A 15,878-nucleotide genomic window follows, 5' to 3' on the forward strand; every position below is an offset into this window, starting at 1 on the left:
CAGTTCTTTAATTTTAGAGATTATTCACAGGTGGTTTGTCTGCCAATTTTAATGCTATCGGGTTGTGAATTGCTTTCAGTTCTTTAATTTTAGAGATTATTCACAGGTCGTTTTCTTACCAATATAGCAATGGGAGGGTTGTGAATTGCTTTCAGTTCTTTAATTTTAGAGATTATTCACAGGCCATCCCTTATACAAATCCAATCATCCTCGTTGTGAATTGCTTTCAGTTCTTTAATTTTAGAGATTATTCACAGGTTTTGCGTCAATTTTGTAAATCATTTCCGCGTTGTGAATTGCTTTCAGTTCTTTAATTTTAGAGATTATTCACAGGTAAGCAACCCCCAGAACATACCCCAAGAGGTTGTGAATTGCTTTCAGTTCTTTAATTTTAGAGATTATTCACAGGAAGTGGCGGTACAATTTACCGAGGGAAACTGTTGTGAATTGCTTTCAGTTCTTTAATTTTAGAGATTATTCACAGGATACCCGCTATAACTAGCTGGTATCCTGTTTATTACATCATTTATTAGGATTTAAAAACAAGGATCCAATGCAACCCCTTAACTACCAGCTACCTATGGTTTTTATTTCAGAACAATTCTAATTGCTGTCCTGGAGTATCGGGTTCCACTTCCGTATGACCATGAAAGAGCTCAATCATCCCAAACTGTTTGTCAGTGATTTGCATAATACAGACTTTTCCCTGTTTAGGAAGGTTGCTTTTGGTTCGCTTAATATGTACGGCTGCATTTTCCCTACTGGCACAAAAGCGTAAGTAAATACTAAACTGAAACATATTAAAGCCATCGTCCAACAGGATTTTCCGGAACCTAGTCGCTGCCTTGCGGTCCTTTCTGGTTTCTGTCGGGAGATCAAAAAATACAAGTACCCACATGCTTCTATATTGGTTTAAACGCGAAAAATGGTTCTGGTTTATCATTTAGTACTACTAATGCACATTCCTTTAAACGCCCTTAAATATTATCTTCTTTATATATGATGCAATCATGGTTAACTCCCATTATACCATCTAACAACCTATACTTCTTGTGTCTCTATATGGGAGACCATTGCTTTTGAAACTCTGGGTAAAGAATCTTTCGACTCGATCCCAAAAAACAATCATACAAACTATTGGTGGTGCGGCTCATGGCCACCATCAGCGGACTCCATTTCCCGTCAAGAAAAACATCTAAGGCAGGAATAGTCAGTAATTGTGATTTCAAATTAGTACTGAGTTCACTAATATTGCCGCCCGTTTCTACCATTTCATACACTACGGCATCCACATAAGGCCTATATGGCTCCATAATATCATCGGCCAAGCAAAAAGCATTGTACTTATTACGATGGTAAATCCCAACCGAGGGCAGCATCCCACTACTAACCAATGCTCTTGCCGTAACCGCTCTTAGAATAGCATAACCATAATTGAGTAAATTATTAGGAGGTACTCCCTTTTGGTTGCGACTAAATCCTTCGACCTCTGAAAATAGGGATTGAAAATAGTAGGCCGCGGCAATAGCTTCACGATTTCCGCTATCCCCGCTTCTTACTTCATTGGCCCATCGTTTTAATTTTAAGGCATTCTTTTCGCGCCGTAACAAATGGTTGGCCTGATTTTCAACTTTTATTTGTACCGTCTGTTGCCATAGGTTCTTTTTTAAAGGCAAGCTAGCATTCAATTGATGCCGCATCCGCTCGGTCTGCTCGGTATGCCCCACCAAAGGCTGTAATATGGAACAGGGCATATGCTGTTGATCACAAGTAATAATCGCCGTTTTATTCTCCACCAATTTTCGTATAAGTCCATTAGTAATGGTTATCTGTGGATCTTCCAATACCACATACCCCAAATCCTCTATAGGTATAGATGCTTCCTTCTTACCTTCCTCAGGAAAACTCACTACCAACTGTTCATTTTTAGTACTGAGATAGGCCGGGTTCCCAAAAAACAAGGTGCGTTTGATCATTTCTATAGTTTTTAATACTCCCCAACATGTACAATATTTCCTAAATGGTTTATTCTAACCTTAACCGCGCCTTCAAGGTGTTTTTCACTTCGACAAGAGCGGTAGGCCACATCCGCTAGCATCTTTTTAGTTTTAAATGTTTCAGCCCCTACTGCCTCTGTTTCCAAATGATGGTTGAATACATAGTTTTTTGTTGAAATTTTCTGTACCCGAAACATGTTTTCGCTAATTTCAGACTTGTTCTTTAAATCCATTAAATCGAGTTCATCTGGATTAAAACCATTTTTAGGAAAAACAAACATTTCATTTTGTTTCATCGTGAACATAAACTCCCATCCTTTTTCGTGATTCTTTTTAACAATAGGATGCCTCATACTTTTTCGGGTCACAGCCTCGTAAAAAGAAACCACTTCTTCTATTAAATTTCCTCTATCATCTCTATAAATGGCCACATGATGATTATTCCCGGTACTCACATAATCTACTGGGATCTCTTTTCCTTCACCATCAAAAATTTCCTTCCCGTTTAAATCTTTGGCTATATGTAAGGGCTCAGCATTACTTACGCCCGTAATTGTAACTCGTTTTATCTGAATACCTTTTTCTTTATTAAGCCAAATCGGATTTTCATCAAGATTGGCGAATGCTTCTTTAGGTTTACCGTTAAACAGTTTTAGTCTATCTTGAAGTATCCTTTTTACGCCTTCATCTACCACTTTATCAATTTTTAAATCAGGAGTAATTTCTTTTCTGATTGTAAATTGAGATTGTACCGTTTGCGTTTTCACCTTATCAGGGACGTTTGTTTCTGAACCATTGATAAAAATTGGATTCTTCGTTAAGGCATTTTTACCCGCAAAAGCTTTTTTAGGATCATTGTCAAACAATTCAAGCCTTTTCAGCAATGCTTCTCGATAAATCGGTTTGGTTACCGTTCCAATTTTTTCCTTGTCAAAAGAAGCATTTATCTTTTCTTCCTTGACGTCGTAAATATGGTTTTTCCCATAAATAGTTTCTTTGTGTAACTGCCCTCGTGGCGTTAGCTCAATCTTTGTTTTGTATTTTTCTTTCCCCTTAATTTTTGTTTTATTCTTGTTAAGGGTAACCACCTTGTTTTTAGTCTTGTGTGAAACCAGGATAGAAGCCAAATGTTTTTTAGCTTCCTCACGTATACTATCAAATGGTTTTTTAAACTTTCTTCCTCCTTCGTTATCCCGGTAGGTGTATTTTTCTTTTATGGCATAAATAATAGGGTCCTTATTACTATCTGCATTCATATTGTTTAGATACTGTACAAAAGCTGGTTTGGTAAAAGCTACCGTTATCGCATCCATTGCATGATGGCGATGATCGTTTCGCTTAGTCCAATCTATTATACGTGGTAGTGCCTTCCCCTCTTTATTGTACTCATAAAAAGTAAGGTCTAATTTTTCATATTTATCCCAAGTAAGTTCCTGCAATACATTTATCAATTCCCAATCGGAACGAAGTTTATCAGTAATGGTTCCCGAGGTTGCCGATACTGTTCGAGTTATACCTTTTAATAATTCAGAAGCTTTCCTTGCGATATAGGCTGAATTCCCCAAATCCCTATTTAAAAACCCTTCTGGGATATCCGCTTTGGACATCAATAATTTTTTTAATTTCCCATAAAAGATTCCTTTTTGTGCAAACACCTCTTGTACCCGTGAATCAAATTGTTTTGCCCAACCTTTGCGTTCACAATAGTCAAACGCTGTTTCATTTCCTTTTTCCAGATTGACATCCCTTAATTCAATTGTTTTGTTCGAAAATGAGTCATCAAAAAGTACAGATTGCGGAATAATATGTTCTACATCAAATTTATTGGTAAACAATTCTTCCGGTTTTATATAAGTTCCAGAATACAGCGTTTTAAACCCAATAGATTTGAGCTCTAGGTACAATTTATATTTTATCAGGTCTTTTCTACTTACATAAGAAAGACCAAATTCCTTTTTAATCTTTTCCCGGTATTCTATGTGTTCCTTTGTAGCCTTACCGATTGCCTGCGTCATTTCCTTCCGCTGCTTAGCTGTCTTTTTCAATTCCCTTGCCAACTCTACGCGTATTTCATCAGGTCTTCCCATATCTGGGTCATCCATGATAGCATTTACTACATTGATCATTTGGTTGAGAATTTTTTCCACAACAGGATTTCTCAAAGAATTTTTCTTTAAGATTTCTAAGCGGTCTTGTAGTAACCTTTCTTTGTTTTCCTCAGCGGTAATAGAATTGGAATGGTTATAACCAGCTAGCTTACAAGCTTCATCATACATTTTCCCCTCCTCTAAAAATGGATAAATCTTTCTTAAAGCCCGTACACTTAGACCCCCATAATCTTCTTGAAAAGTAACTGCTGCCAATAATTGGGCATGTTCCCTATTAAAACCAAAATTTGACTGGAGTTTATTGAGTAAACTTTCGGTGCCGGTAGTAGAATCATCATCTTCATAAGAATATAATAAATGCCAAAGTTGATAGCCTGGTTGTTTGCTAAAGTTATTCCCTACAATACCCATATCAAGATTAAATATTTTGGGATCGATTCCAATCTCCTCAAAACAAGTCCGTAGTATTTCTATTATTTCTTTGGTTGGTTTACCGTAGTCTATTTTATCATACCCCTCCAATTCCACAATCTTTTTATACACTGAAAATAAAGCTGATTGTGTTCGATTTCCCTCTATACTTTCAAAATTAATTTTCCAATCCTTGGCATTGTTTTTCGAATCTTTAAATAGCCATTTCAAAAAATCACGGTCTTTCATAGACTCCACCAGATTCAACTCATTAAAAAGCAACTGTTTTGTTTCATCTTCAATGCTAAAAAACTCATTTTCATTAGATTTTAGACTTACTCTAATCGCATTAATATTTTGCCAAACCTTGGCTTGTTGAAATACGGGAGAAGATTTAGGAGCAACTCTTGGGCCTACTAACTTCTTTTTAGTTGTATTTCCTACGGTGACATCTCGTTCAACAGATTCAAATTCACATATATTGATAAGGCCTTTTTGAGATTTTAACCTTCTTTGGTAAAAAATAGTAATATCTCGTAATTCCTTTCGAATCTCCTCAGTTAATTCAGGATAGTATTTAGATTGCTCCTTCCAGATGGCGTCAAATTCATCCATATAATCCTGACGGTAAAACACTTGATTTTTAAGTGATGTATGAGGCTTTGTTTTGATCAGATTATATTGAAATTGTCCAACTGTGAGGTTATTAAAATAAAGCTCCTTACTCCTATCACTTATCGCCCCCAAATAACCACTAGATTGATTGATTTGATTATTTATTTCCGTAAGTATATAAGCAATCTGTGGTAACGACAATTTTCCAGAGATAGCATTGGTTCGCCATTCGTATTCTTGAAGCTTCTTAGTTGCCCCTTTATTTTCAGCTCTTTCCGTACCTATTTTCTTTTCAAAATATTGTCCTGTAGTTGTTTTGTTCAACCCTTGAAGAGCTTCCTTATGAAAGTCCGTTAAATAATTAGGATAAAATTGCTTTTGGAAATTCCAGATAGCATCAAATTCTCCTTGTAAATCGGAACGATAGTAGTCTGGCAATAACTTTTTACCTTCCTTAATTAAACAATATGAAAGTTGCCCAGGAGTAAGTTTTTCATTATTAAGCCTTTTCGCTACAGCCATACCATCTATAAGCTGTCCTTCTTCCTGATTATTGGCCTTTCTACTACTTTTGTACCCACGCTTCTTATTTATCATCAAAAGAACCCTTGCAAAATCTTCTTTTGAAATCTTTTCGGATGGAGCCTTAGCCCTTAATTCATAAGTACTATGAGTTGTTTTGTTTTGTTCTGAAAGAGCCGTTTCCTTAGTAATAAAACCAATTTTGGTCAGGATTTCTATTACAGCCTCACGTCTTTGTTTGTAACGCTGTAGATTTCGACGCATTCCACGTTTTAGGGTACGGTCAGCATTAATCGTAATTGTATTCCCTTTTGTAAAATCTTGTTGCTCGTCCGTAGATAAAGGAATAACACGTACTCCAGTTCTAACTATAGCGGATACTTCATTTTCACTATCTGCTTCGTTTACAAATGCCCAACCTATGGATGTCGTTCCCAAATCCAATCCTAAAATTCGTTTCATATTTGGTTTTTAATTTTATTAGTTTATATTTACAGAACTGAAAGCAATTCACAATAAGGATTATTCCGTTGTGAGAACATTCAAGGACGCCCTCGCCTTTCTACGGGGGCTTTTTTATATCATCAATTTAACAAAGTGCATGTAAGATAATTCCGAATATAAGAAGAATTTTCTTTAAGTTAACACTTTTCTGTTTTTAGAATCAGCTTTTTTTTATAATAAAGTCTTGCAGAACAATATTAACGGCAGTCGCCGCTAATAGTATTTAATTAAAATTCTATAAATAACTGTTGTAAAGCACCTATCTTCTTACCATTTACCATTAAAAAGTGCTTTTAAAAGAACAATTCACTTTTAACGCACTAATCTCCAATTCTTCTCGCCATAGACACCTTAGCAATAATAGAATAACACAAGCTTTAGGCTTTGAAGTCCGGTTTGTGTCAATTTTTTTCAATATTTACTAGGGTTACGGAGCTATTTGACACAAAAAAGGGAAGTTTTCTAAATCTCAAGTTTTATTTACATCCTAAAAACCTGATAAATTGTACACCCAGATAAACGAGTATGTTTATTGCTACTGAAAAAACATCAATAAACACAGGCGTTCCGAAGGTTTTCTCTATTCAATTCATATAATTCCTGAAAACCCTCCTCACTCTAAACAACTACTTTTTAGTGTTTTATAATATGTAACATCGCTTTAGCGTGTTACCCTCTTGCTATTCCACCTCTTTTGGTTCCCAAAAGAATATTAGAAAACACAAACCCTTAGAATTATGGTTGTCCCTCACAAATAGTTCTAAACAGAGCCGTACATCTTATATAAGGAAACAACATTTTTTTTATCCCCTTCTCCCCTACTCCAATTCTTTTTTTATATCCTTTTTTATCATCCATATCCGACAACGATTTTGGCTTATTTAGGATTTATAAAAAGAGCGCTAAAAGTGGTCGAAAAAAGCAGAAAAAAAGCGCCTGATTATGCAATCCGATTAAGGCGAAATCGGTTCATTTTTGTGATGAAAAAGGAGCTATAAAACAATGCCATATACCCATAAAGGATACCGTTTTAATTCTCAAAAAAACACTTTAGTTATATGCTAATTTAACACTACCAAATTTGGGCATAGAAGTAAACTAGTAATGGACTAGCAGTGGACAAGGAGTGGACTAGCGGTGGTATCATATACAAACATTAATAAACATAAAACAAACATATTTAAACTCTCTAGAGAAAAATAAAAAAGACTTGACCATTTTTTAATCACTTAACAAAACCAGCAAGAAAAATCAATTTAAAACCAGCTTAAACATGCCTTGTTTCTTATTTTAAATATGTTTTCAGACACTCAAACCTACTTTGAATGGTAAGTATTGTCGGCCTGTTAATTAACACATTAGATGTCTTTAAAATACTTTTTATACTGTAAATTAAACGATTACTGCAATTTACCACCAAATAGTATCATTTAACATTGCTTTCAAAAATAAAATATTTTATAAAAAATATAGGTCCAAAATCCTTGAAAAATCACGGCGGAATTAAGCCGATTTTCTCTTTAGAAAATGGCTTGTTTCCAAGACCGTTTTTACGATGCTTTTTTGCCGAAATTTTATGGAGGAAAAAAGGCGGAGTTTGCTATCGAGGTAAAACCATTAAAAATGTATCGTTGACCGAGCTAAAGCATTTCAAACTAGAAAGTACAGAATTTCCTAAATTTGAATTCACTGCCCTAAATGATGACCATTATACAAATGAAAACACAAAGAGAAAAGTTATGGTGTTTAAAACTTAGTTCATTCACTGTATACCTTGTGTTACGGAATTCCCTTAATTAAACAAATAGGTTGATAAACATTAAAAAAGCCAGCGGATAAAATCAAGTATCTCAAATATCTTTGAGTTGCATGTCAAATCTTTTTGTCAAGGTAGAACTGCACCGTTGGCTCGATTTACTTCTTTTAAAAACCTACAATTCAAATTCAGCTAAAACTGGATAATGGTCTGATAAATAATAGGTGTCATTTTTGTTTAACACAGTTGCCTTTACGCATTTTGCGGCTAAAAAAGGGGAACTCAAAATATAATCTATTCGTGTGGAGCTAATAGGTCGTCCCTCCCCTTTTTCAGATTCAAAAACTTGGGTGGGACAGCTTACCCTATCATCCCATGAAGACGTAAACCTTTGAACAACATCAATTAGTGGATAACCCAGAAAAGATCCAAGTACACCATAGTCCAATTCACCGTCCAATAAGTTCCTAACATGCTCGTGTTCAATTTCCGAAGCTCTTTTATTATCCAAGAGCGTAGGGTTGTTTTTATACAAGTGGGCATCAAACGGGGATAGGGCGTTAAAATCCCCTAACACCAAATATTTGTTTTGCCCAGTGGAAAGCTCTGATAGTTTGCTTTGAATAATCTTTGCCTCCTCCCTTCTTTTTTGATGGCTAAATGGTGAAAAATGAACTATAAAAATATCTATGTCGTAAACCTTGCAATGCAAGGCCCCGTGGTGCATGTCGTCCAGGATCTTTTCTTTGACCACTATGGGTTCCTTGGAAGTGATCCCTACGGAATAGCCGGACGTTTTTAAAATTTCGGCGTAATTATGCCCCCATTTCTTAGCATCCGCCAACAGTGTTTTTTGTGTATAGCCACACAATTCCTGCAACGCAAATACATCCGGATTTTGAGTATTTATCCAATCTATAAATTTACTTTTCCGGTCGATATCCTTGCCCCAATCAAAACCATTCCAAATATTATAGGTCATCACTTTTAGTTTCTCTTGAGATTGCAGCTCGTAGGTAGTTGAATAAAATGCTAGGATTAGAAAAACCCTGAGATTTATCTTAATCATCATTCGCTATAGGATTAAGGGTTAATGGCTTGTAGCTATGTTTCAATTCTTATTTTTTTAGTTCTTTTAAAAGTCTTTCCAAACTCTGGTCTACTAACACCAACCGTGAATCTAGAAACTATTACTTATTATTTTTTTCCTTAGAAGATGAATTTCCTCTAGCGGGAAGTTTAAACTACTCAACGACAATCTCATCTACTTTTATAGTTGCATTGGCTCCGGACATATGATGTTCTTGCGGAATAGGATTTATGTGTTTTCCAATAATTTTAAGACTCTTTACCTTAACTGGATTAAACCCAATCTGAAAAGGTATTTTGTTTCTTCCTTGAACATGGCTAATGTCTATTTTATCAGTTTCACCTAATTTATAATAATCCTTTCCGTTCTCGGACCCATGGACTTCCACATTTTTTGGCGGATAAATACCAGCAATCGTAAAGCGTAGCGCATCAAATTTAACCTCCTTTACAGCGGTCAAGGAATCAAATTCTATTGTTACTTCCATACCATTTTTGAAGGATACCCAGTTAGGATCACTTTTATTCAATTTACCATAGTTGAGATCCGTTAGCTTTTTCAAATCAGGGGATTCATCCAATTTTCCGGCTGCCTTATGAACATAAAAATCCATGGATGACGTATAGCCTACAGCTTCGCCATCCTTAAAAGCCCTTGCTTTAATGGAGGTAGAATGGTTTATTTTAAAGGACCCATTATATGACTTCGATTCCATGGTTGGTTCCGAGCCGTCAAGTGTATAGAAAATTTCCAAATCATTCACTTCAGTTTTTAAAGCTATTTCGATATGATCTCCCTGACCTGTATGGTCTATCCAAGGGCTAAATGCACTTACGGCGTACCGAACACCTTGATTATCCAATCGTAAAAATTGGGTTTGAAGGCGATTTGTAAAGTTGTCCCAGTCTTTGATCTCCGGAGAGGTCCAGCCACTCTCTGCTATGGCATACAATCTTGGAAAAGTCATATAGGTAAGCTTGCCCCAGTCGCTTATAGACTCTGTCCACATATTGGCCTGAATCCCTTTTATTAGGCCAGCTTCCTCTTCTGAAATATCTTTGGGAATAACATCATAGCTATAGGCAGTGGATAATAATAATTGGGAATAGCCTAAATTTGGCTCTAAGTCGTCGTGTCCCTGCTTTAGATCTATATAACAATAGTTGCTGGGGGTCATGATTACTTCATGTCCCATCTTGGCGGCTTCTATACCGCCTTCCTCGCCTCGCCAACTCATGACCGTGGCATTGGGAGCCAGGCCACCTTCCAATATTTCATCCCAACCAATCATGATTTTGCCACGGGCGTTGATGATTTTTTCAATTCGCTTTATAAAATAGCTTTGTAGTTCGTAAACATCCTTTAACCCCTCTTCCTTTATTTTACGTTGAGCATCGGGATCTTTTAACCATTGGCTTTTGTTGCATTCGTCCCCTCCAATATGCATATAATTAAAAGGAAATAGGTCCATCACCTCATTCAACATTTTTTCGGCAAATACAAAAGTCTCCTCTTTTCCTGGGTTCAAAGTATTATTTTTCACCACACCCCCAGTAGCCACATATTTTTCGGAATTGACGCAGCCAATTTCTGGGTAGGAAGCTACCATGGCCTGGGCATGCCCTGGCATATCAATTTCGGGAACCACCTCTATAAAACGTTCTTTGGCATATGCTACAATCTCTTTGATATCCTCTTGGGTATAATAGCCCCCGTAGGAAGGCTTTTCCCCTGGTTTTTGAATAGGCCTTCCAAACCAATTGGAAACATTCTCGTCAGTGATATTGTAATCCATACGCCATGCCCCAACCTCCGTAAGCTTGGGATAGCTCTTAATTTCTACCCGCCAACCTTGATCATCGGTCAGATGCCAATGAAACCGGTTCAGTTTGGATTCTGCCATAAAATCCAGCACTTCCATCACTTGCTCCTTATCAAAAAAATGACGGGATACATCTAACATATAACCCCTCCATTCAAAAGCGGGCTTGTCCTGAATACGCACCGAAGGGACTCCCCAGACTATGTTGGGTTGCAACTTTCCACTGTAAAAGGACACCGGCAATAATTGCTTTAGAGACTGTAGCGCATAAAAGAATCCGGCTTCCGAACCAGCCATTATACTGATTTTTTTAGGGTTTACTTCCAAGTTATAAGCCTCTTCTACAATAGTTGCGTCCGTTGAAAAAACTATGTCCCCCTTGTCACCAATATCCACTTTTGGTTTCCATCCTGACACAACTGTAAATTGATCAAAAAACAAATTGGCAAGAGCCAATTGGGCTCTGGATTCTACCGAAACGGTCGTATTTTCATTTATTTCAAAATACCCTATTTCTACCATCAATTGTTCGGGTTGTGGAATAATGGCAACCTCACCTATTTCTATGTTTTTTTGCACACAAGACATATTGGCCAAGGCTGCCAAAAGAAGTATAATGCTATATTTATTTATCATTTCATAATTTGTTTATTATTCATTGTATACTGATCCCTGCCAAACAAAACTGAGCCGTTTATTATATATCCTAGCACTATAAAATTAATTGTAAAAGCCTTTCTTCACAGTAACAAAAAAGCTCTTTATAGCCTAGCATACTAGTATTTTTGAATTACTTTTAAACTATTGTTCCTGCTTAGCAATTACTGTTATTACCCTTTTAAATACATTCCAAACATTATAGACATCATTTTAATCTCCCCTAGGCTCTTACCCCTTAAAAAGAGGTATTGAAGACTAGGATTGGAAAAGCATAGAGTGATAAAATTTAATCATTCACTTTAGGTTAAGAACAAGTTATTTTTATTGAAAGGTCATTTATTTAGTAAACACCCCTATTTCACCAACAGATAATCTTTTATCATCATCAATTATTTTAACACCTTTCAATTTAATGTATCTTGCTTCAGATGTTTTAAATTTTACCGTTTGTTCTATAGGATTATTTTTAATATTCGAAAACTCCCCTGTAGAGGCTATTGTCCATGTTTTATTATCTGTACTTGTTGAAAATTCATATTGCGAAATAATGCCAAATGGCCATCTGCCCTGAATTGGCATATAGGTAAAACCTTGCAACAAATACGTCTTTCCTAAATCAATAATAACTTCGTTGGGACTATCTTTTGCTCCGCTAGTCCAAGAACTTGTAAGATTATCGTCAATAATCCTATAAGCATCTTTAAGATTTCCTGAACTTACTTTAAGCACCTCCCAATCTTTCTTACTGATATCAAAATAAACTTCTCTAATCCCTGTTTTTTCCGCGTTTTCGGGATTATACGAAATTGCTTTTATCGTTGTAGGCTTATTTAATTTAAAAGCTGTATCGTATTTCCGGGAGTTTTCTGATGGTTCCGAACCATCTAAGGTGTAATAGATAATTATATTTTTATCGGCAACCTCCATGGTTACTATAGCCTTTTTATCCCTAGTGATAATAGGCTGTGTAAGTAAATTTGGAGCACGGTATAATTCTATGTTTGAAATAATCGGTTCTGCTTTTGATCCGGTAATATTTACTCTAATTTCTGAAGCTTCGATCGAATCAAATCTTAATATTCTTTTTACACCAATAGTCGTTTGCTTGTCTATAAGTTTCCAATTTCCATCTACTTTAGCCTCTACGGTAAATCCATATACCCGTTGACCTAGCGCAATATATTCTTGAAGTAAAATCCTATTTACTTCGGTTGGTTTATCAAATGACATGCTAATGGATGCTGTGGTAACCCCATCATCTGTTGTCCAATATGTTTTCTCATCCCCATCATTTACATTGTTAGCTACAAACTCAGAATGATTTCCTCTAACATTTGTTGCGCTCACTTTAATGCCTTTGGCTACATCATTAGCAAAATCTTTATCTATTTGCTGTTTTAATGCCTTTAATTGTGCAGCATCCTTCTCGTGTATCAACCCTCTGTTATCTACGGGCAGATTTAATAACAAAGAAGCATTTCTACCCACAGATTCATAATAAATGTTAACTAAATGTTCTAAAGATTTCACTTGAGAATCTTCGGATGGATGATAGTACCACCCTGGTCTAATGGATACATCACATTCCGCCGGCACCCAATGGGTACCATTTTCATGGCCAGAAAGCAACTCTTTGTACTTAGGATACCCCGGATATACCTTGTTTCTTTCTAATAAACTCCAATTTGTTTCATTAGCCCAGCCTTCCTCATTACCCACCCAACGAACTCCCGGACCACCATCTCCAAAAATAACCGCATTGGGCTGCAATTCCCTTACTATTTCTATGGCCTTATCCCATTGATAATAAGTTTTATTATCAATTTTACGTGTTTCGTTGGCTCCTCCATAATAACCAGTACCTCCATTGGCCCCATCGAACCAAACTTCAAAAATCTCCCCATAATTGGTTAATAGTTCTCGTAATTGATTGTGAAAATAGCTTACATATTCTGGTTTGCCATAGTCGGCATGGTTCCTATCCCAAGGTGATAAATACACCCCCATTTTTAATCCATATTCCGCGCAAGCTTCGGACAAATCCTTTAACACATCACCTTTACCGTTCTTCCAAGGAGAATTTTTTACGGAATGTTCTGTGTATTTTGATGGCCATAAACAAAACCCATCATGGTGCTTGGCAGTTATAATAACCCCTTTCATGCCGGCTTCCTTCATGGTTTTCACCCATTGCCTGGCATCCAATCGTGTGGGGTTGAACTGTGCCGGTTTTTCACTTCCCATTCCCCATTCCATATTGGTGAACGTATTCATATTAAAATGAATAAAGCCATAATACTCCATATTGTGCCATGCCAATTGGCGTTCTGTAGGCAAAGGTCCGTATGGTTCGGGACCATCATTGTTCTGCGCATGGGAAATGCAGAAATTTAGTACTGCTATAAGTACAATATTTAGATAAAATTTACTCATATATAAAAAATTATAACTATCACTTATTTTAGTCCTCGGGCGATAAACCCAAAACTTCTATATCACTGCCTGACGGATACTTCCTTAGATTAAGAATAAAGGAGAGACTGATAAAAGCCTCTCCTTAATAACTCAACTAACTAATAAAAAACTACATTTAAAATCCATGTTCATCTTAACGATCATGATATTATTTCGGGATTATTATTCCCATCCTGGGTTCTGTTTCAATTCACCATTTGGATATAAACCTATTTGACTTGGAGGAATGGGATATAAATAATTTTTGTCCTCATTAAATTGTCGTGTTCTGGATGTACCTTGATAGGGCTCTATAAAACCATCAGCATTCGTCCTAGCAAAAGGCTCGTTTACTGCGTTGGGGTATACTTCGGGATTAAATTTGGCGCCCAATGGGTTCTGGGCTAAAAGTTGCCCCGCTTTCCATCTAACAATATCATCCCTACGCATTCCCTCTGCAGCCAATTCAACTCTTCTCTCCCTTCGAATTTCGTCTATTAGAACAGATACCGCAGGGATTTCTGCAATACTTCCATCAAAATCCGAATCTGGATCACGCACCAAGTCTACTAGGGTCATATGAGGCATTCCTACTCTATTTCTTAGAAGATTAATGGATATATCCAAATCACTTTGTGAAAGCGTACCAAGTTCTGCCTTTGCTTCCGCATAGATCAAGTATATTTCGCCTAAACGGAAAATGTATACTCCATCATCTGCCGCACCGGGGATTTGTAAAGACCTATCTGTGTTGCTAAACTTTTTTATTGCATAGCCAGAAGGCCAGTTACTATTGAAAGGAGGTACTCGCCCATTATCCTCATTAAAATATTCATCCGGCCCTGCCAATTTTAAATCGCCTTTGTTCCAAATAGTTTGCGACATCCTAGGGTCTCTATTAGCCATCTCGTCTTCTATAAAGTCATAATCAGTTGTTTCATCAAACAACGGACTTAATGAAATAGGAAGCCCATCGGCAGCTAAAAAATCATCAGCAAGAGACTTGGAAATACCGGTCATTGCTTGTAATAAAATAAAACGTTGCGACCAATGCGTAATACCTAGATCCGTGGAAAAGTGTCTAGCTAAAATGGTCTCAGAACTGGTTCCTGGTAACGGTAAGGTGAAATAGTTGTAAAAACTATTCTCCGGTCCTCCATCTTGGTGCAGTGCGTATCCATTCTCGTTCATTATTGCTTCTGCCGAAATTACTGCTTGGTTAAGTAAATCTGCATAGGGCTCTGATTTCTCATGGTATTTTCTAAATGTTCCTTCATAAAGTGCAATTCTTGCTTTTAGGGCATGTGCCACATAACCATCAATATTTTCTTTATTACCAATTTCCAGAGGTAGATGGGCAATAGCAAAATCAAGATCGGCCATAATGTTTGTTATAACTGTAGCTCTGGGATCCCTTGCTTTGTATACCTCAGGATCAGTCTCAGAAAGGGCCTTATCAAACCAAGGAACATCCCCATATTTTCTTACTTTATCAAAATAAAGGTATGCTCTGAAAAATCGACCTTCGGCCCGCCACCTATTTTTTGCTTCTTCCGACAATGTAGAGGTTTCAATATTATCCAAAAAGAAATTTACGGATCTTATATTACCAAAATCCCATCCACCTCCACCATAGCTCGGGGGGTTATCATTTATAGTATTTGCACCAAATGCAAAAATGTTTCCATCATTTTGAGCTATTTGGTTGTCACTATCATTATCTGCAGTCCAAATAAAGTCAACAAATCCACGCCCTTCTCTTGGAAAATAATCATAAAACTGGTTAGCGTAAACCTCAAAATCACTATCTGTTTTAAAAAAGTTTGATGCTGTGATTGAGCTCTCTGGCTCCAATTCCAAGGGGTCACTGCAAGCACCCAATAGGAGGATTAACAAGAATCCACATTTATATATATAGTTTTTCATTTTTAAAGTTTTA

8 protein-coding genes and 1 CRISPR repeat array are annotated in these 15,878 nt (G+C 36.6%); of the genes, 1 reads left to right on the plus strand and 7 read right to left on the minus strand.

Annotated elements, in window-relative coordinates; translation table 11 throughout:
• Positions 1-61: 61 nt before the first annotated feature.
• Positions 62-485: a CRISPR direct-repeat array (repeat unit 46 nt; unit sequence GTTGTGAATTGCTTTCAGTTCTTTAATTTTAGAGATTATTCACAGG).
• A 107-nt stretch (positions 486-592) separates the two neighbouring features.
• From cas2 to cas9, 3 genes are all read right to left on the minus strand, one after another.
• Positions 593-898 (minus strand): CRISPR-associated endonuclease Cas2, encoded by a 306-nt coding sequence (cas2, locus tag HCG49_RS15460; protein ID WP_205764419.1) that lies wholly within the window; start codon positions 896-898, stop codon positions 593-595.
• A gap of 160 nt (positions 899-1,058) precedes the next feature.
• A complete protein-coding gene (cas1, locus tag HCG49_RS15465; RefSeq protein ID WP_168470431.1) occupies positions 1,059-1,976 on the minus strand; it encodes a type II CRISPR-associated endonuclease Cas1 in 918 nt (305 codons plus the stop codon).
• An 11-nt stretch (positions 1,977-1,987) separates the two neighbouring features.
• Positions 1,988-6,115, minus strand: a complete 4,128-nt coding sequence (gene cas9 / locus HCG49_RS15470) for a type II CRISPR RNA-guided endonuclease Cas9 (protein ID WP_168470432.1) — start codon at positions 6,113-6,115, stop codon at positions 1,988-1,990.
• A 1,478-nt stretch (positions 6,116-7,593) separates the two neighbouring features.
• On the opposite strand from cas9, the gene HCG49_RS15475 reads away from it, so the two are divergent.
• Positions 7,594-7,914, plus strand: a complete 321-nt coding sequence (locus tag HCG49_RS15475) for a hypothetical protein (RefSeq protein ID WP_168470433.1) — start codon at positions 7,594-7,596, stop codon at positions 7,912-7,914.
• A 174-nt stretch (positions 7,915-8,088) separates the two neighbouring features.
• Here HCG49_RS15475 and HCG49_RS15480 read toward each other — a convergent pair whose 3' ends face one another.
• The 4 genes from HCG49_RS15480 to HCG49_RS15495 all read right to left on the minus strand — a co-directional run bounded on the left by HCG49_RS15480 (position 8,089) and on the right by HCG49_RS15495 (position 15,865).
• A complete protein-coding gene (locus HCG49_RS15480) occupies positions 8,089-8,985 on the minus strand; it encodes an endonuclease/exonuclease/phosphatase family protein (protein ID WP_168470434.1) in 897 nt (298 codons plus the stop codon).
• A 172-nt stretch (positions 8,986-9,157) separates the two neighbouring features.
• Positions 9,158-11,461, minus strand: a complete 2,304-nt coding sequence (locus HCG49_RS15485; RefSeq protein WP_168470435.1) for a beta-N-acetylhexosaminidase — start codon at positions 11,459-11,461, stop codon at positions 9,158-9,160.
• Between the two features lie 360 nt (positions 11,462-11,821).
• On the minus strand, positions 11,822-13,918 hold the full coding sequence (locus HCG49_RS15490) for an alpha-L-fucosidase (RefSeq protein WP_168470436.1): 2,097 nt from the start codon (positions 13,916-13,918) through the stop codon (positions 11,822-11,824).
• Positions 13,919-14,122: 204 nt separating this feature from the next.
• On the minus strand, positions 14,123-15,865 hold the full coding sequence (locus HCG49_RS15495; protein WP_168470437.1) for a RagB/SusD family nutrient uptake outer membrane protein: 1,743 nt from the start codon (positions 15,863-15,865) through the stop codon (positions 14,123-14,125).
• Positions 15,866-15,878: the final 13 nt, after the last annotated feature.

It is taken from the genome of Arenibacter sp. 6A1, from assembly GCF_012272855.1.
GTDB lineage: Bacteria > Bacteroidota > Bacteroidia > Flavobacteriales > Flavobacteriaceae > Arenibacter.